Origin of the sequence: Planococcus halotolerans (assembly GCF_003289955.1) — a bacterium.
GTDB lineage: Bacteria > Bacillota > Bacilli > Bacillales_A > Planococcaceae > Planococcus > Planococcus halotolerans.
Genome location: NZ_QLZR01000002.1, coordinates 17,837 through 34,194, shown reverse-complemented (window position 1 = coordinate 34,194; position 16,358 = coordinate 17,837). Strand labels below are relative to the sequence as shown.

The 16,358-nt window shown below is 42.0% G+C and carries 18 protein-coding genes; 15 read left to right on the top strand and 3 right to left on the bottom strand.

Annotated elements, in window-relative coordinates; translation table 11 throughout:
* Positions 1–114: 114 nt before the first annotated feature.
* Together DP120_RS04825 and DP120_RS04820 are read left to right on the top strand one after the other, a co-directional pair.
* Positions 115–504 carry a nuclear transport factor 2 family protein gene (locus DP120_RS04825; protein WP_165843725.1) on the top strand — a complete coding sequence of 130 codons (390 nt, stop codon included), beginning with the start codon at positions 115–117 and terminating at the stop codon, positions 502–504.
* Positions 505–932: 428 nt separating this feature from the next.
* Positions 933–1,328 carry an NUDIX domain-containing protein gene (locus DP120_RS04820; protein ID WP_112222412.1) on the top strand — a complete coding sequence of 132 codons (396 nt, stop codon included), beginning with the start codon at positions 933–935 and terminating at the stop codon, positions 1,326–1,328.
* Between the two features lie 83 nt (positions 1,329–1,411).
* Here DP120_RS04820 and ptsP read toward each other — a convergent pair whose 3' ends face one another.
* Both ptsP and DP120_RS04810 read right to left on the bottom strand, forming a co-directional pair.
* Positions 1,412–3,130 (bottom strand): phosphoenolpyruvate--protein phosphotransferase, encoded by a 1,719-nt coding sequence (gene ptsP / locus DP120_RS04815; RefSeq protein ID WP_112222410.1) that lies wholly within the window; start codon positions 3,128–3,130, stop codon positions 1,412–1,414.
* Positions 3,130–3,396, bottom strand: a complete 267-nt coding sequence (locus tag DP120_RS04810) for a phosphocarrier protein HPr (protein WP_112222408.1) — start codon at positions 3,394–3,396, stop codon at positions 3,130–3,132. The genes ptsP and DP120_RS04810 overlap by 1 nt, the downstream gene beginning before the upstream one ends.
* Positions 3,397–3,567: 171 nt before the next feature.
* Here DP120_RS04810 and DP120_RS04805 point away from each other — a divergent pair, with 171 nt between their 5' ends.
* The 12 genes from DP120_RS04805 to DP120_RS04750 all read left to right on the top strand — a co-directional run bounded on the left by DP120_RS04805 (position 3,568) and on the right by DP120_RS04750 (position 12,981).
* Entirely contained in the window at positions 3,568–4,320 is a 753-nt protein-coding gene (locus DP120_RS04805) for a DeoR/GlpR family DNA-binding transcription regulator (RefSeq protein WP_112222406.1), read from the top strand.
* Positions 4,317–5,249: a 1-phosphofructokinase gene (pfkB, locus tag DP120_RS04800; protein ID WP_112222404.1), complete on the top strand. Its 933-nt coding sequence runs from the start codon at positions 4,317–4,319 to the stop codon at positions 5,247–5,249. Before DP120_RS04805 ends, pfkB begins: the two co-directional genes overlap by 4 nt.
* Complete coding sequence (locus DP120_RS04795) at positions 5,246–7,159, top strand: PTS fructose transporter subunit IIABC (RefSeq protein WP_112222402.1); 1,914 nt, start codon at positions 5,246–5,248, stop codon at positions 7,157–7,159. The genes pfkB and DP120_RS04795 overlap by 4 nt, the downstream gene beginning before the upstream one ends.
* A 129-nt stretch (positions 7,160–7,288) precedes the next feature.
* Positions 7,289–8,029, top strand: coding sequence for an AAA family ATPase (locus tag DP120_RS04790; RefSeq protein ID WP_112222400.1), 741 nt, complete (start codon positions 7,289–7,291; stop codon positions 8,027–8,029).
* A 322-nt stretch (positions 8,030–8,351) separates the two neighbouring features.
* Positions 8,352–8,768 (top strand): MarR family winged helix-turn-helix transcriptional regulator, encoded by a 417-nt coding sequence (locus DP120_RS04785; RefSeq protein WP_112222398.1) that lies wholly within the window; start codon positions 8,352–8,354, stop codon positions 8,766–8,768.
* A complete protein-coding gene (locus DP120_RS04780) occupies positions 8,759–9,109 on the top strand; it encodes a DUF3147 family protein (RefSeq protein WP_112222396.1) in 351 nt (116 codons plus the stop codon). Before DP120_RS04785 ends, DP120_RS04780 begins: the two co-directional genes overlap by 10 nt.
* A 21-nt stretch (positions 9,110–9,130) precedes the next feature.
* Positions 9,131–9,616, top strand: a complete 486-nt coding sequence (locus DP120_RS04775; protein ID WP_112222394.1) for a tetratricopeptide repeat protein — start codon at positions 9,131–9,133, stop codon at positions 9,614–9,616.
* A gap of 267 nt (positions 9,617–9,883) precedes the next feature.
* Positions 9,884–10,462, top strand: a complete 579-nt coding sequence (locus tag DP120_RS04770; protein ID WP_112222392.1) for an HAD-IIIA family hydrolase — start codon at positions 9,884–9,886, stop codon at positions 10,460–10,462.
* A gap of 28 nt (positions 10,463–10,490) precedes the next feature.
* Positions 10,491–11,135 (top strand): carbon-nitrogen hydrolase family protein, encoded by a 645-nt coding sequence (locus tag DP120_RS04765; protein ID WP_112222390.1) that lies wholly within the window; start codon positions 10,491–10,493, stop codon positions 11,133–11,135.
* Between the two features lie 204 nt (positions 11,136–11,339).
* A complete protein-coding gene (locus tag DP120_RS04760) occupies positions 11,340–11,831 on the top strand; it encodes a GNAT family N-acetyltransferase (RefSeq protein WP_112222388.1) in 492 nt (163 codons plus the stop codon).
* 69 nt (positions 11,832–11,900) lie between these two features.
* On the top strand, positions 11,901–12,560 hold the full coding sequence (locus tag DP120_RS04755) for an HAD family hydrolase (protein ID WP_112222386.1): 660 nt from the start codon (positions 11,901–11,903) through the stop codon (positions 12,558–12,560).
* Positions 12,561–12,657: 97 nt separating this feature from the next.
* Complete coding sequence (locus tag DP120_RS04750; protein ID WP_112222384.1) at positions 12,658–12,981, top strand: GNAT family N-acetyltransferase; 324 nt, start codon at positions 12,658–12,660, stop codon at positions 12,979–12,981.
* A 288-nt stretch (positions 12,982–13,269) separates the two neighbouring features.
* Here DP120_RS04750 and DP120_RS04745 read toward each other — a convergent pair whose 3' ends face one another.
* Positions 13,270–14,922 carry an ABC transporter substrate-binding protein gene (locus DP120_RS04745; protein WP_112222382.1) on the bottom strand — a complete coding sequence of 551 codons (1,653 nt, stop codon included), beginning with the start codon at positions 14,920–14,922 and terminating at the stop codon, positions 13,270–13,272.
* Between the two features lie 99 nt (positions 14,923–15,021).
* On the opposite strand from DP120_RS04745, the gene DP120_RS04740 reads away from it, so the two are divergent.
* Positions 15,022–16,272, top strand: coding sequence for an MDR family MFS transporter (locus DP120_RS04740; RefSeq protein WP_112222380.1), 1,251 nt, complete (start codon positions 15,022–15,024; stop codon positions 16,270–16,272).
* Positions 16,273–16,358 lie beyond the last annotated feature (86 nt).

The following is a 16,358-nucleotide window of genomic DNA, read 5'->3' as shown; positions in this document are numbered from 1 at the left end:
GCGTATTTAAATGTCGGAAATTTCTGAAATATAGGGGGGGTGGATAAAAAGTTCTATTTTCTTCGGATGCCTAAGTGCCTACACGACACCAGAAAATATTCGGAGGCGATCCAGATGGAAGAGAAGGCGAAAGTGGAGTTTTTCAGTAAGTTCAATGCCGCTTTTTTTAAGGGAGACCAGGAATTCATAAACAATCATGTCACGGAAGATGTCACCTGGTCGATTGTCGGTGCAGAACCTGTTAAAGGGAAGCAGGGGTTGTTGGACGCTGCATTTGGTGTTGCCGACTTCAGCAATATGGAATATGAGATTGAATCGGTTATTTGCAGCAAAGGCGAAGCTGCAGTAAAAGGGATCAGCCGCCGTAATGATGATGAAGGGAATGTCCGCAATTTCTGCTATTGTGATATGTATACATTGGAAGGTGAACATTCTGAAAAAGTAAAAAGCATCATTACATTTGTGATTGAATTGAACCAGCAGCAACAAGCAAATAGTTATTGAAATGTTTTTATTTGTACAGATAAAAGAAATGGAAATGAGAAATTAGCCTGTCTGCCTCTTCACTTGTCTATGGTAAACTGGGAGATGCAATCGAATAGGGAACTCAAGGGTGGTTGGCCATCCCCGGAAGAAAGGGGGGTGGTGCATATGACGGTTTATGAAGCATTGATGTTTGCAGTAACTTTCGCAAGCCTGATGCTTATGATTTCGTCTAAAGACCAAAAAAAATAACCCGCCCTTGAGTTGGTAGCTCTGCGGGTTATCCTTATTAAGTAACCTAATGGCTGATCTCCCTTGTTGGGACCTGGCGAATGCTTGCCGTTCGGTGTTGACGCACCGGGCGGCTTTTTCTTATACATACTATTATATACCCAGTAGCTTGAATTTCAAGCAAATCGGTTAAAAATACTGAAAGGCGGGATAAGGATATGAGAAATCGGGCTGCTGTGATCATCAGTGAAAACAATCGATTGGCATTGATCAAAAGAATGCGGAAAGGCCAGACCTATTATGTCTTTCCCGGCGGCGGTATCGAAGCAGATGAAACACCTGCAGAAGCCGCAAAACGGGAAGCAATGGAAGAACTGGGACTCGAAGTGGAAATCGGTGAATGCATTTTCAAGCTGTCGGGCACGGCGGAAGAATCTTATTTTCTGGCTGCAGCAACAGGCGGAAAGTTTGGCACGGGCACCGGATTGGAATTTACAGAGCCTGAGTCGGAACGGGGAAGCTATGAAGCTGTATGGATTGCCAGGGACAAGCTCACGACGATTAAGCTGTATCCAGAAGAGTTGGCAGCAAAACTCTCCCAAAACTTAAAATAACCCCTTGGAGTGAGAAATAGCCTCATCCAAGGGGTTATGTTTATTATCTGTGTTTCCTATAGTCAGATTGGGTTTATCATATCTTATTTATCCACTAATTGAGATACATAATTTTTTACATCTTCTGCAGTAGCCAATGCCAATATCGAGTCGGTGTGTTTTTCCATTTCCGCTTTCGACAAGCTGCTGATCATGGAGCGGGTTTTTAATATGGATGAAGCGCTCATTGAAAACTCATCAAGACCAAGCCCCAGTAAGATCGGAACAGCCAGTTCTTCTCCAGCCATCTCTCCGCACATACCAGCCCATTTTCCTTCTTTATGGGCAGCGTCTATAACCATTTTCACCATCCGCAGTATTGCAGGGTTGAACGGCTGGTATAGATGTGAGACATTTTCATTCATTCGGTCGGCAGCCATCGTGTACTGGATCAAATCGTTGGTTCCAATGGAGAAGAAATCGACTTCTTTAGCGAAAAGGTCAGCCATCACAGCTGTAGAAGGGATTTCAACCATTATGCCGACTTCGATGTTGTTATTGAAAGGGATGTTTTCTGTTGCAAGCTTTTCCTGTTCTTCTAAAAACAATTGCTTGGCTTGCCTGAATTCATCAAGCGTTGCAATCATCGGGAACATGATTTTCAGATTGCCATGGACGCTTGAACGGAGCAAAGCCCGCAGCTGTGTTCTGAACAAATCGGGCATCTCGAGGCACAAGCGAATTGCCCGAAGCCCAAGAAACGGATTCAGTTCTTTCGGCAAATCCAAATAAGACAGTTCCTTGTCTCCTCCGATGTCCAATGTACGGGCAACAGTCGGTTTATCTCCCATAGCCTTCAGCACTTCAGAATACATTTCAAATTGCTGTTCTTCAGTCGGGAAACTGTCTCTGCCCATATACAAAAATTCCGTCCGGAAAAGGCCGATAGCTTCCGCGCCGTTTTCAAGCGCGGATTTTACGTCTTTCGGTGAACCGATATTGGCAGCCAGTTCCACTTTAAAGCCGTCTGCGGAAACAGAAGGTGCATCTTTCAATGCAGCCAGCGCTGTTTTTCTGTCTTCAAAATCAATTTTTCGTTTCTTATACAATTCAATTTGTTCTTCCGTGGGATCTGCAATAATCTTCCCTTCAATGCCGTCAATGATAAGCATAGTTTCATCAGATAGGCTTGCCATCAGTTTTTTGACTCCGACTACTGCAGGAATTTCCAGCGTTCTCGCCAAAATGGCCGAGTGTGATGTCCTGCCGCCTATTTCAGTTACAAAACCCTGGATGAATTCAGGATTGAACTGGACCGTGTCTGATGGGGTAAGATCATCAGCCAGTAGGATTACTTTCTCTGAAATCAACCCCGGGTTCGGAAACTTCACTCCCAGTAAATGGGCCAATACACGGTTTCTGACATCTTTTATATCCGCTGCGCGTTCCTTCATATAGTCATTGTCCATCGAAGCGAAAATATTCATAAACATGTCCGACACTTCATGCAAGGCAAACTCAGCATTGACCAGGTCATTTTCAATTTTCTCTGTAATTGGTCCGATCAGTTCAGGATCACTCAGCACCATGAGATGAGCACCAAAAATCGCTGCTTCTTTAGGTCCGATTTGCATTTCGGCCTGATCTTTGATGAGTTCGAGTTCTTCTGAAGATACAGCAATCGCTGTGTGGAACCGTTCAATTTCAAGTGCAGGGTCGTCAATTGACTTCTTATCAAATTCAAGAGATGGACTTTCCAGCCGGTATGTCTTTGCTATGGCAATTCCGTCAGAAGCCGCAATTCCATATAGTTCAGCTGTCATTAGTTCGAAATCCCTTCCGCTTTCATTGCTTCTTCGATCTTAGCCATCGCTTCATCTTCATCTTCACCGTCAGCAGAAATCGTGACAACCGAACCTGATGAGATCCCGAGGGACATGACGCCCAGGATTGATTTCAGATTGACTTTCTTGCCTTTATACTCCAATTGGATATCCGATTTAAATTTGCTCACTGTACCAACCAGTGCAGAGGCAGGGCGCGCATGCATACCCGCTTCATCAGTTATTGTAAATTGTTTTTCAGTCATTTAAATTTCCTCCTCAATAGTTATAAGCTCATTCCTTTAGTATAAACCTTAATGATTTAAAGGGTTAACGGATAGAAATGAACGTTTTTGATTGCTTATGAATGATTATGATTGATTTTGGAAGCGATTTCAAGTAATATCTACTTAAAATTACTAAAGCAGGTGATTAGTTTGTTAACCAATGAGCGGCACGATTACATATTACAATTGCTGGATGAAAAGCGGACCGTTAAATTGCAGGATCTGGTTGAAAAGACGGATGCCTCTGAATCGACCTTGCGCCGCGACCTTACAGAACTTGAGAATATGGGTAAACTTGAACGTGTTTTTGGAGGGGCAATCCTTCCAACACGGAATTTGCAGGAACCGAGCATGGATGACAAGTCGACGCGGAATTTAAAAGAAAAACAGTCGATTGCTGAATTTGCAGCCACATTTGTTCAGGAAGGCGACAGTGTATTCCTTGATGCAGGAACTACCACTCTGCAAATGATTCCTCATCTAAAAGATAAGAACCCGGTGGTTGTGACTAACGGATTGCCACTTGCTGTTGCGTTGAATGAAGCAGGTATTACCACTTACTTGACCGGGGGAATGTTAAAGCCGCGAACAGGCGCGTTCGTCGGAGCGGGTGCTTTAGCTGCACTTGGAACTTATCATTTCGACATCTGTTTTCTCGGGGTCAACGGCGTTCATGCCGATTATGGCTATACGACGCCTGATCCGGAGGAAGCAGCCATTAAGAAAAAAGCGGCTTCTCATGCGAGAAAGACGTATATCCTGGCAGACCACAGCAAAGTGAATAAAGTAAGTTTCGCCACAATAATGGATCTGCAGGAAGCAGCATTGATTGTCGATGGACTGCCGGCTGAATCTTTAAAGGAACTTGAGAAAATAACGCCAGTAAAGGTGGTTGAGGAATGATATACACATGCACTGTGTCACCGTCGATCGATTACACGAATTATTTGCCGGATTTCAGGACAGGTGGCTTGAACAGAAGTAATAAGGTCCATTATTATCCCGGTGGCAAAGGCATTAACGTTTCCCGGGTATTGAAACGCCTAGGCGTCGACAGTATTGCTTACGGATTTGCCGGAGGTTTTACCGGCCAGTTCATCCAGGATTTTTTGGCAGCTGAAGGTGTACGGACAGACTTTATCGATACCGGCCAGATTTCGCGGATCAATGTTAAAATCAAAGCTGCCGAGGAAACCGAATTGAACGGACCCGGTCCGGAGCTGAGCGCTAGTCATTTACAGGAATTAAAAGAGAAAGTGGAAAGAATCAAACCCGGTGACTGGTTCGTCTTGTCAGGAAGCATACCGGATTCCTTGCCGATCAGTTATTTTAAATCATTAGGAAATATCATGCAGAAACAGGAAATTCGTTTCGTGCTGGATACTTCCGGCAAGGCCCTGAAGGAACTAATCGACAGCCGTCCCTTCCTGATTAAACCGAATATGGAAGAACTGGGTGAATTGTTCCAGACAACGATCAAAGATAAGCACCATGCTGCAGAATGTGCTTTTCAGCTTACTGCAAAAGGGGTTGCCAATGTCATTGTATCGATGGGGGCAGACGGGGCCATGCTGGTTGACCGGGAGGCGGCTTATTTCGCTGAAGCTCCAACAGGAAAAATGGTCAATACAGTAGGAGCGGGTGATTCACTTGTCTCTGGTTTCATCGCTGCTTTGTCATATGGCAGTTCCAAGGAAGAAGCATTCCGCTACGGTATAGCAAGCGGCAGTGCGACTGCTTTCAGTGATGACTTGTGCAGGAAAGAAGATACAGAAAAATTATTGGATCAGATTAAAGTTCAACCATTTAAGAGACTGGATGTGAAAAGATGAGAATTACAGATTTATTGACAAAAGAAACGATTGCCATGGATTTGATAGCGGGTTCAAAAGAAGCTGTGATCGATGAATTGGTGAATCAGCTGGATGTAGCAGGAAAGTTAACGGATAAAGAAACATTCAAGCAAAATATCTTAGCGAGAGAACAACAAAGCACCACGGGTATCGGCGAAGGAATTGCCATTCCTCACGCTAAGTCAGCAGCAGTCAAACTTCCTGCAATTGCATTTGGACGAGCGGTGAACGGCATTGATTTTGAATCGATGGACGGCCAGCCGGCAAACTTATTTTTCATGATCGCTGCCAGTGAAGGCGCTAATGATGCACATTTGGAAGCCCTATCAAGATTAGCGACATTTTTGATGGATGAACAGTTCCGGGAAAAGATTCTGGCTGCCGATTCAAAAGACGAAGTTTTGCGTGCGGTGTCAGACAAGGAAACTGAAGTTGAAGGTCCTGAAGACACTACAGTCTCAGAAGCAGTGCCGGAGACAACCGGAAAAAGGATTTTAGCGGTTACTGCCTGTCCGACAGGCATTGCCCATACGTATATGGCGGCTGAAAAATTGAATGACCGCGCAAAAGAGCTGGGCATTTCACTGAAAGTCGAAACAAATGGTTCAAGTGGTGCAAAAAATAAGTTGACTGCTGAAGATATTGCAGCAGCGGATGCCATTATCGTAGCTGCTGATACAAAAGTGGATATGGGCCGTTTTGACGGCAAACCGGTCATCCAGACAGCTGTCGGCAAAGCGATCTACGAGACCGATAATCTATTGAACCGGGCAGTCACCAACGACGCACCGATTTATAAACATGATAAATCGAAAGATGATGCAACTGACTCTGAATCCAAAGGCGGTTTCTACAAACATTTGATGAATGGTGTATCGAATATGCTGCCATTCGTAGTCGGAGGCGGAATCCTGATCGCTATTTCGTTTTTCTGGGGAATAGACGCTACAGATCCGACAAGCCCCAATTACAATGAATTTGCTGCAATGCTGAATACAATCGGCGGCGGAAATGCATTCTTCCTGATGGTGCCGGTTCTTGCCGGTTTTATCGCAATGAGTATTGCTGACCGGCCAGGTTTTGCACCAGGTATGATCGGCGGTCTGATTGCCATTACCGTTTCCGGTGTTGATGAAGTTAGTGGCGGTTCTGGTTTCCTTGGCGGTTTGATCGCCGGGTTCCTGGCAGGTTACGTAACGCTATTGGTGAAAAAGGCTTTCGCCGGTTTGCCGAATGCGCTTGAAGGTTTGAAACCGGTTCTATTCTATCCGGTGTTCAGCATTGCTATCACAGGTATCATCATGATGCTCGTCAATCCACAGCTGACAAGCGTTTATACAGGAATTTCTTCTTTCCTGGAAAGCCTTGGCGGTACGAACCTGGTGCTGGTCGGGTTGCTGCTTGGCGGTATGATGGCAGTCGATATGGGCGGCCCAGTCAATAAAGCCGCATATACATTCGGTATTGCTATGCTGGATGCAGACAATTTCACTTTCATGGCGACAGTCATGGCTGCCGGGATGGTTCCACCGCTTGGCATGGCGATTGCGACAACGCTGTTCAAGAAGAAATTCACCAAACCGGAACGTGAAGCTGGCAAAACGGCGTATGTTCTCGGGGCTTGTTTTATCACAGAAGGCGTCATTCCGTTTGCAGCAGCCGATCCGGCTCGTGTCATCCCGGCATCTGTTGCTGGAGCGGCCGTGACAGGAGCACTTGTCATGCTGTTTGATATCGGTTTGCGTGCTCCACACGGCGGAGTTTTCGTAATGGGCTTTGTGGAAGGCGGCGCAATGAACATTCTGCTTTACGCTCTGGCGATCCTCATTGGAGCAATCGTTGCTGCATTGACTGTCGGGCTTTTGAAAAAGAATACTGTTACAGCATAATTATCATGAAGAGCTCTCATTAACATGAGGGCTCTTTTTTTTTGCTCTTAACAGTATCTGCAATTATGCTAAAATAAGGAAACAAATGTTATTTGCAATAAATAATACATAAGAATTGCAGGTGAGAATGTGTTTTTGAAACGGATAAGCTTGCTCAATAAAGACAATGTCGACTTTACACAATATCCTTTCACGATTCCAGCCATTGAAAGTTTTGATGAATTGGAGCTGACAAGGAATATCACTTTCTTTGTTGGAGAGAATGGATCGGGGAAATCCACGTTGCTGGAGGCGATTGCCGAGAAATGCGATTTCAATACGGCGGGCGGGGGGCGCAATAATACATACGATGTCCACGCCTCCAATTCAGTTTTGGGAGATTATATCCGCTTGTCCTGGATGCCCAAAATCACCAATGGTTTTTTCATGAGAGCCGAATCTTTTTATCATTTTGCCACTCATATCGATGAATTGCAGAAAGATGGAGCCGATGCATACCGAAGCTACGGGGGACGTTCTTTGCATGAACAATCTCACGGGGAGTCGTTTTTTTCATTGTTCCAGAATCGTTTCAATGGACGGGCAATTTATCTCCTGGATGAGCCGGAAGCTGCATTGTCGCCGCAGCGGCAATTGGCATTTTTACGGATTCTTCATGATTTGACGGTCAAAGAAGGATGCCAGTTTATCATTGCTACGCATTCTCCTATTTTGCTGGGTTATCCTGAAGCCTCAATATTAAGTTTTGATGATGGAAAAATAGAAGAAATCGACTATGAACAAACCGATCATTATCAAATCACAAAATATTTTCTCGATCATCGTGAAAAATTCCTGAAGGAAATTTTGAAAGAAGAACCGGAGTCATAACTTTATAGATAGAGGATAAGGAAATAGCCGCCTGGTTCTGTGCGGCGTTTTTGCGTTCATATTGATGAATAATAAAGTCGTTTAATTTAAAACGGTTAAAGCGTTCGTAAAGGTATCTGGAAAAAAGCGGACGTTCGTAAAGTGTTTTGGTACATTTACGAACGTTCTTTTTGTGGGTTTAGAGGGGATTTGGGGCGTTCGTAATGGTGTACTTTTACGAACGCTTTAGCAGCAAATAATATTAACGCCAAATTCACACTTCTATATTATCGTATAGTACGATATAATCGTTTTATAAGATGTATCAGAAGGAGTATTCATAATGGCCAGTAACGTAAAAGAATTAAATGAATATTGGACTGATATTTATTTTCATCTGCATTATCCGCATACAGAAAAGATTTCCCACCAAGTAATTCGAATTCTGCAGCTTGTTGAGAAAAAAGAAGAGATTGGCGTAAATGAGGTGGCCACTTATCTTCACATTTCTCATAATACCGCTTCTGAACACGTGAAACGGATGGTGGAGAAGAATCTTCTAATTAAAGAAAGAGGTCTACTTGATGAAAGGAAAGTTTTATTGCACCTGACAAAGGTGGGGAAAGATGTTTTGCATCGAAATACGAGTCTTGATGAAGAGAAACTTGAGCAGGTTATGAATCAGTTAGCGGATAAGGAAAAAGAAATCATAGAACAGGCCTTTAAAATTTTAAGTGAGCGTGCCAAAACATGTTTGTGATTATGAAGATTATCGCTTCTGCAATTGTAATCGCTATCGTAACAGAGATTTCCAGGAGATTTCCTTCATATGGCGGGATAGTAGCAGCTCTTCCACTTGTGAGTTTGCTGAGCATCATTTGGTTGTACGTTCAGGGTGAGCAGACTGCTACCTTAAGCAAGTTTGCATTAGGTGTGCTGTGGGGGTTTCCAGCAACGGCTGTTTTGTTGGTCATCGTCTATATCGCTCTGCAAAATTCCGTTCATCTGTTTCTTTCCATTGCCTTAGGCGTAGGTGGTTGGTTGCTTTTTTTAGTTCTTCAAAATATTGTTATAGATTATGCAAAAGGAATTTTTACCTGAGGAAGGGTAGGAGATGATCTAATGGAACAAATGTTAGATGAAGCAATTAAATTAAGAGAAGCCGGGAAACAAATAGAATCAAATAATCTGATTAAAGAACTAGTAGAAAAAAACCCCGAGGATCCACAAATCAATTACCAGTGTGCATGGAGTTTTGACTTATTAGGAGAAGAAGAAAAAGCAGTTCCTTTTTATGAGAAAGCGATTGTTCTGGGATTAGCTGGAAAAGACTTAGAAGGTGCACTACTGGGATTAGGAAGTACATATAGAACGCTGGGGAAATACCAGGAATCAAAAAGGACTTTTTTAAAAGGAATAGAGCTTTTTCCAAAAAATAATGCAATGAGAAATTTCTTTGCAATGACACTTTATAATCTGAAAGAGCATCAAAAAGCGATGGAAATACTTCTTCAATGCTTACTGGAGACTTCTACTGATGAAGATATTCAATCGTATAAAAAGGCTATTGAATTTTATTCAAATAAGCTGGATGAAACTTGGAAGTGAATAAAGCATTCATGGCATCCAGTTTACATATCATCAGATTATAGGAAGGGAAGAAGTAAACAGAGCTTCTTTCCTTTTTTTATTTTTTGGAAAAGAGTACTGCTATAAAATATTTTTATCGAAATTGAATTTTTATAGTTTTTAAAATCCAAGAAGTAAATAATGGTAAAATAAGTATGGAAAGATTCGAACTATTTTTTAAATAAATTTTTTACTGCCTATTAGAAGAACATCTAACTCTTTAAACAAATTAAAATAGCTAAGGGGATGACAGTTTTGAGGGCTGTATTTTTAGATAGGGATGGAACCATTGGCGGAACAGGTGGAGGAATGCACCCCTTCGAATTTCAACTATATGATTTTGCGCCGGTAGCTATCAAAACGCTGAACGATTTAGGGATCAAGGTATTTTTATTTACCAACCAAACCCGGGTGGGGCGAGGTTTTTTTACCGAAAAGGTATTATTAAAGGGATTTAAACTTATGGAAGAAGAGTTGGCAAGACATGATGCTTTTCTGGATGGTATCTACTATTGTCCCCATAACCTGGAAGAAGGTTGCACTTGTCAAAAACCGAATATTGGTTTGCTTTTACAAGCCAAAGAAGAGCATGGACTGAATTTGGAAGCGTGTTACATCGTTGGGGATACGGGTGGTTCGGACATGCTGGCTGCAAGTAAAGCGGGAACAAAAATGGTGCTAGTAAGAACCGGCTGGGGCGAAGGCTCGTTAACGAAGTACCGCAGCCATTGGTTGGGCATTGATCCAGACTATGTAGCTAAGGATTTACTGGAAGCTGTGGAATGGATTTCATTAGATATACAAAATCAGCATTCTGTTAGTTGAAACAAAAAAATCGAAGGATGTGTTGCAGGTGAAGATTTTGATCGCACAACCCAATCGGGAAAATACCTTGGAATCAATGAGAAGGGAAGCCGGAAACCGCCCAAATGTGGATGTTATTCTATTCCCGGAGGGTTATTTTCAATCCGATAAACTCGAGGTTGTGTCCCAACTAGCCAAAGAATCAAACATTTATATCGTTTGCGGATACAAGGATGAGAATGATAAAGACCGGGCTTTTATGGTGAATCAACATGGCAAAGTCTTATTAGAAAGAGCAAAAACACCCGAGGCCGACAGTTTATTTGCTCCGTCGAAGATTGAAGATGAGGGAAGGAAATTCGGATACGTTCTGTGCAGAGAAATTTTCCTCGGCTTGAAGGGGCTGGGACGAGAACCAGTAGACATTATTTTTAATCCTATTGGTGTAGGGATGTTTAGCGAAGAGCAATTTACGGAATGGACGGACGAAGCCAGAAAAATAGCGATTGAACAGAAAGCATTTGTTATCGGCGTTAGCCATTCGGACGGTTCCTACCGAGATTGCGGGTTTTCCATACCGATTGCGTACGGTTTCGATCAGAACGGAAAAGAGGTATTGATGTTGAAAAATGATATGAGAAGCGTCATTTTAGACACGGAACTAAGGGCTGTAGAATATGTTTCTGTTTCTTGAGAGAGTTCGAAATTCAAAAATCTAATGAAGTATACTGTCGGTTGAAAAAATATTAGCTTACATATGAAACATTATCAAAAGGGAAGAAGCTCGAGAAAGATGAATACTTTATAAGAATGAGCCAACCACTGAATAGACTTATCAAGTTTAAGACATCTAGTAAAGGCGGTGGAATATTCGCCTAACGCCAAAAGGAGAAGAACAATGTCCATTCAAAGAGAACCTATCGTAGCTCTTGATTTCTATCAGGAATATTATAAATCGAAACTAAGTGACTATCATTTATCAGAAGAACAAAGCCGCTATGCTTCAGTCCCTTTAAAAGCCGTGTCCGAATGCGAAACTGATGGTACCAGACACCCGGTCGTCATCTTGTATGACGGTGAGCCGGCGGGTTTTTTTGTGCTGCAGGGTTGGGAAGGGGTTAAAGCATATAGTGATAACCCCGATGCCATCTTATTAAGAGGATACTCCGTCAACGCTAATTTCCAGGGCAAAGGAATTGCCAAGGAGTCCTTATTCGCATTGGATTCATTTGTGAAGAGAAATTTCCCGGATAAAAAGGAAATTATCTTAGCCGTGAACCACAAAAATACACTCGCTCAGCATGTCTATAAGAAGAGCGGGTTTATCGATAAGGGAATAAGAGTGATGGGAAAAAAAGGAGAATTATTAATATTTCATAAGGGATGCTAAATAATAGCAAACCATCACAGTGGTTACATGCTTTATTTGGAGAGTCTCATGTCAATAAAGGAGGCAGTTATGAATTCATTCATTTTTGATATGGATGGCACACTTTTTCAAACCAATAAGATTCTGGAACTAGCTCTTGGCGATACATTTGACCGCTTAAGAACTTTGAATCTCTGGGATTCCGGTACGCCAATTGAAAAATACCGGAAAATCATGGGGGTTCCCTTGCCCCAGGTTTGGAAAGAGTTGCTCCCTCAGCATTCACTTCCAGTAAGAGAAGAAGCAAATGACTATTTTCATGAAAGGTTGATTCAGAACATCGAAAGTGGGAAAGGTGCCTTATATCCAAATGTGGAGGAGTTATTTACGCACTTGAAAGAGGAAGGACATGCCATCTACATTGCTAGCAATGGCTTAACAGCTTATTTGTCTGCCATCGTGGCATTCTACCGGCTGGACCGCTGGGTTACCGAAACTTTCAGCATTCAACAGATTGCTTCTCTGGACAAAGGGCAACTGGTCGGCACAATAATTCAAAAGTATGGCATCAAGAATGGAGCAGTTATTGGCGACCGGCTATCCGATATCAATGCAGCAAAAACGAATCACTTAACCGCTGTGGGCTGCAAGTTCGATTTCGCCCAGGAAGAGGAATTGGCTCAAGCAGATTTTGTGATCGAAGATTTGTCTGAATTGAAGTTCCTGCTGTCAGATTCATGTGATGTTTAAATAAATTGACTCACTCCATGCAATCACTGGTTTTCTGCTAAATGAAAAAATTTTGAATACAAAATTGCTTTATCAGAATGGGAGAAAGGAGCTTTTTATGACTACTGAAGTAATCTATAGAATAGCTGTTGGTGAAGATCGAAACAATTTATATCCGTTAGCAAAGAGTTTGGCCACAAGCTTTGAAGTGAACGAAGAAGACTTTTCCAATGTTTTCAATTCGTTAGTAGAAGATAACAATATAGATCTGCTTGTTGCAGAAAAAGATCATGAATTGATCGGATATGTTTTTGTATTACACCATCCGGCTTTTTATGCGAATGGTACCATCAGTTGGGTAGAGGAATTGTTTGTATCAGAAGAGTATAGAGGTCAAAACATTGGAAAGTACTTGATGGAAGAAGCCGAAAAGCTATCTTAAAACCGAGGTTCAAAATTAATGGCGTTAGCCACGAGAAGAGCCGACAAGTTCTATAAAGCGATAGGCTATAGCGAATCGGCGACTTACTTTAAAAAGATTTTGTTTGATGCATTTTTATAATAACTCAACTCCGTTTTGGTGAACCATTAAGGTTGAATGATTGGATTACATATCACCAATTTATTGGAAGCTGAACAAATAGAAATGGAGAGAAGAGGCGGTGCTAGACCAAACCTTTTCTCTTTTTTCATATTCAGTAAAACTAACTTTTAAAGAAAACATTTCTCCTTAAATGCTAGGTTTTACCCATAAATTTGAGAAATCCACATAGCCGAAGTGGCTGATTTTAATATTCATCAAATCTGCCGAAAAAGGGATTTGACGCTTTTCATAATAGAGGGGAATCATGATTGATGACTCCAAAAGCATCTTTTCAATTTGTAAATTCAGAGAAGTCCAATCTTCGAAAGGGGTCTGTGAGTATTGATTAAGACATGCAAGAATTTGCTTGTTTTTGGCCAGGTTGGCAGTCAAAGGTGAATTACTGTTCTTGAGAAAGTAATAAAATGAGAAGTTTTGATTCATTTCGAGTACTTCTCCGTGTATAAATAGATCCGCTTGTTGATCTTCTCCGTGATCTAAAAGTTTATCTGCATAAGTCATCCACTGCATTTTAACGGGAACGCCTTCTTTTTCCAGAGCCTCTTTTAACCAGACCGCTGGTTTTTCGATGTCTTTTATTGCTTTTAAGACCAGTGGTTGATCAAAATGCGGACGCTTAACATCCTGTGCGGTATACTCCTGGCTGTGGCCAATTAAGCAGCTCTTCGAGTTTGGCAAAGCTCGTATGTGGTAATGACCTATATCGTTTCGGTGTTTCGCTATAACATAATGCACATAATCCCGTACTTCTTTGTGTTGGATAGGTGAAGGGCGGAATGCATTCATAATAACGACGCCGAATCCCGTATCACTTTCCACTTGAAATGTGGTTTCTTCTTTCGCTTGGCTGGCAGAACGATAGATGATATCGAAGTCTTTCGGCACTTGGACGAAATCAATTACATCCAACAAGGGTCTTGTTTGAAAGTAATCGCTGAAGGCTTTTAAAGACGTTTTGCCTTCCACGTTCTCAGCTTCATAGAAACCTCCGGTGCCCAATACTTTGCCTTTGCTTTCTTTGTAAATACTTGAATTCATCATCCCAAGCATTTGAAGACAGTAACTGCAGCCGCCGGGAAAGTGAAAGTCAACCACCAGCGGAGCAACAGCTTTCACTGACGTGACAGGCTCCCACAGAGTTTTGAAATAGGGATGATTACGCAACCGGTCTATACATGTTACTACATCCTCAGCGGTCAACAGAGAGCCATCGTGGAATTTTACGTCTTTATGTAAATAGAATCGAAGCCGTGTATCTTGCACGTCCCATGCATGGGCAAGTTCCGGAGTAATGGAACCAGCCTCATCAACTGAAACCAGACGATTAAAGACATTGGCGACCATACTGGCACTTTGTATATCAAGTGCTTCAATCGGGTGCAAAGTCAGCAATGGATACTTCCTCGGGATGATCAACTTATCAACTTCTTCGGCACTTTGAAAATAACCGAATTTTAAACGGAATTGATTCAGTAACCGCAGCTTGCTTTCACTCGACCAATCGTACAGCAAATACTTGCTACTCTCTTCAACAGCTTCTTGCTCGATTATCTTCATTAGCTGCTCTTCATAAATCTCTTCCACATTTTTCAGCCAGATCAATTTTGAAAAGTTCCCTCTGCCGCGGCCAGCTGTATAACTTAACCAGCCTTGTGCTGTCCACTTTTTAATATAGCGAGAGGTTTGTTTGGTGCTGAAACCAAGGATGCTTGCTATTTCTTTGTGTTTCACATTTCCGGAAGGGATGGTTTTCCATAACGTTAATAAGTGTTTCTCCATTATTTTTTCTCCTTTAAAAGTGGACGTTTTTACAAATATTGTCCATTTTTCTTCTCTTGAGTCTGGTTTAATATACAGAATATGGAGGGGGAATACAACATGAAATGGAAAGACTATCCACGCAACATTAAAGTCCGCTTGATTACTTCGTTTTTTAATAGAGGAGTATCGTCGGCGGTCATGCCATTCATGGCCTTGTTTTTTGCACAGGAAATAGGAAAAGTGGCAGCAGGTTTATTTTTAATAGGAACTGTCTTTGTCGGATTTTTTGTTAATCTGATTGGTGGGTATATTTCGGATCGTTTCCCCAGAAAAAAAGTTTTGATTATGACTTCTTCGCTGAGTGCGCTCTTTTTCTTCTTTATGACGGCCAGTTTAATGCCGGCAGCTAATTGGATTTGGTTGTTTGCAGCAGCTTATGTGGCGTACATCGTCACGAGCAGTTTGGGAAGACCGGCCATGCGGGCAATTATAATCGACTCCACAACACCTGAAAACCGGAAAGCGGTCTATGCCATCGATTATTGGTTAATCAATCTTTCCTTGGCTGTTGGTGCGGCATTAGGCGGGTTATTGTATATCAATCATCAAGTAGAGTTATTTCTGCTATTATTTTTGACATCAGCCTTCTTACCGGTTGCTTATGCCATCTGGCTGGATGATCAACAGGAATACCATTTGAAAAAGCAGCATGAAAATGTGTTTCTTGATTTATTTCATAACTATAAAGTGGCGTTTCAAGATCGGCCATTTGTGAAAGTCGTAGTAGGATCAATGTTTATCTTTGCTGCTGAATTCTCACTGAACAGCTACATCGGAGTCCGGCTAGCGGAAAGCTTTGATCCTGTATCGATTGGAAGTTTTGAAATCGGTGGGGTCCGGATGCTGAGTATACTCAATATCCAGAATATGCTTTTGGTAGTATTCTTTACATTCTTCATCAGTAAGATCACTGACCGATTTAACAATAAAAAAGTCCTTTTTTGGGGGCTTGTCATCTATAGTGCCGGTTATGTTGTAATGACTTCTGCAGACACCTGGTACCTGCTTCTTCTCTTCAGTATTGTTGCGACCTTGGGTGAATTGATGTATTCCCCGATTCGCAACGCTGAGCAGGCTAATATGATGCCGATTGACAAGAGAGGTTCTTACTCCGCATTTTCCAATATTTCTTTTAGCGGTGCAGACTTAATTGCGCGTTCCACGATTATTCTAGGCGCATATTTAATTCCCAGCATGATGTCTGTTTATATGGGAGGCATTCTGATGTTGGGGACTTTTCTTGTTTATACCGGTTTATTCAGTAAAAAAGCTGAAACTAAAAAATTAGTAGTAACCAGTGCAACTTAATAATTCGAAAGAAAGAAAAAATGCTTTCAATCAGTAATCGTACTTTATCAGTAAAAGTGTACTTTTACGAAGGATCAATTCTAGTG

What these genes read in the sequence shown, in the direction of transcription:
- ptsP (WP_112222410.1), bottom strand. Translation starts at nt 3,130, where the DNA reads ATGACAGCTGAACTATATGGAATTGCGGCTTCTGACGGAATTGCCATA.
- DP120_RS04825 (WP_165843725.1), top strand. Translation starts at nt 115, where the DNA reads ATGGAAGAGAAGGCGAAAGTGGAGTTTTTCAGTAAGTTCAATGCCGCT.
- DP120_RS04780 (WP_112222396.1), top strand. Translation starts at nt 8,759, where the DNA reads ATGTTTGTGATTATGAAGATTATCGCTTCTGCAATTGTAATCGCTATC.
- DP120_RS04755 (WP_112222386.1), top strand. Translation starts at nt 11,901, where the DNA reads ATGAATTCATTCATTTTTGATATGGATGGCACACTTTTTCAAACCAAT.
- DP120_RS04740 (WP_112222380.1), top strand. Translation starts at nt 15,022, where the DNA reads ATGAAATGGAAAGACTATCCACGCAACATTAAAGTCCGCTTGATTACT.
- pfkB (WP_112222404.1), top strand. Translation starts at nt 4,317, where the DNA reads ATGATATACACATGCACTGTGTCACCGTCGATCGATTACACGAATTAT.
- DP120_RS04820 (WP_112222412.1), top strand. Translation starts at nt 933, where the DNA reads ATGAGAAATCGGGCTGCTGTGATCATCAGTGAAAACAATCGATTGGCA.
- DP120_RS04760 (WP_112222388.1), top strand. Translation starts at nt 11,340, where the DNA reads ATGTCCATTCAAAGAGAACCTATCGTAGCTCTTGATTTCTATCAGGAA.
- DP120_RS04775 (WP_112222394.1), top strand. Translation starts at nt 9,131, where the DNA reads ATGGAACAAATGTTAGATGAAGCAATTAAATTAAGAGAAGCCGGGAAA.
- DP120_RS04750 (WP_112222384.1), top strand. Translation starts at nt 12,658, where the DNA reads ATGACTACTGAAGTAATCTATAGAATAGCTGTTGGTGAAGATCGAAAC.
- DP120_RS04785 (WP_112222398.1), top strand. Translation starts at nt 8,352, where the DNA reads ATGGCCAGTAACGTAAAAGAATTAAATGAATATTGGACTGATATTTAT.
- DP120_RS04795 (WP_112222402.1), top strand. Translation starts at nt 5,246, where the DNA reads ATGAGAATTACAGATTTATTGACAAAAGAAACGATTGCCATGGATTTG.
- DP120_RS04745 (WP_112222382.1), bottom strand. Translation starts at nt 14,922, where the DNA reads ATGGAGAAACACTTATTAACGTTATGGAAAACCATCCCTTCCGGAAAT.
- DP120_RS04770 (WP_112222392.1), top strand. Translation starts at nt 9,884, where the DNA reads ATGACAGTTTTGAGGGCTGTATTTTTAGATAGGGATGGAACCATTGGC.
- DP120_RS04810 (WP_112222408.1), bottom strand. Translation starts at nt 3,396, where the DNA reads ATGACTGAAAAACAATTTACAATAACTGATGAAGCGGGTATGCATGCG.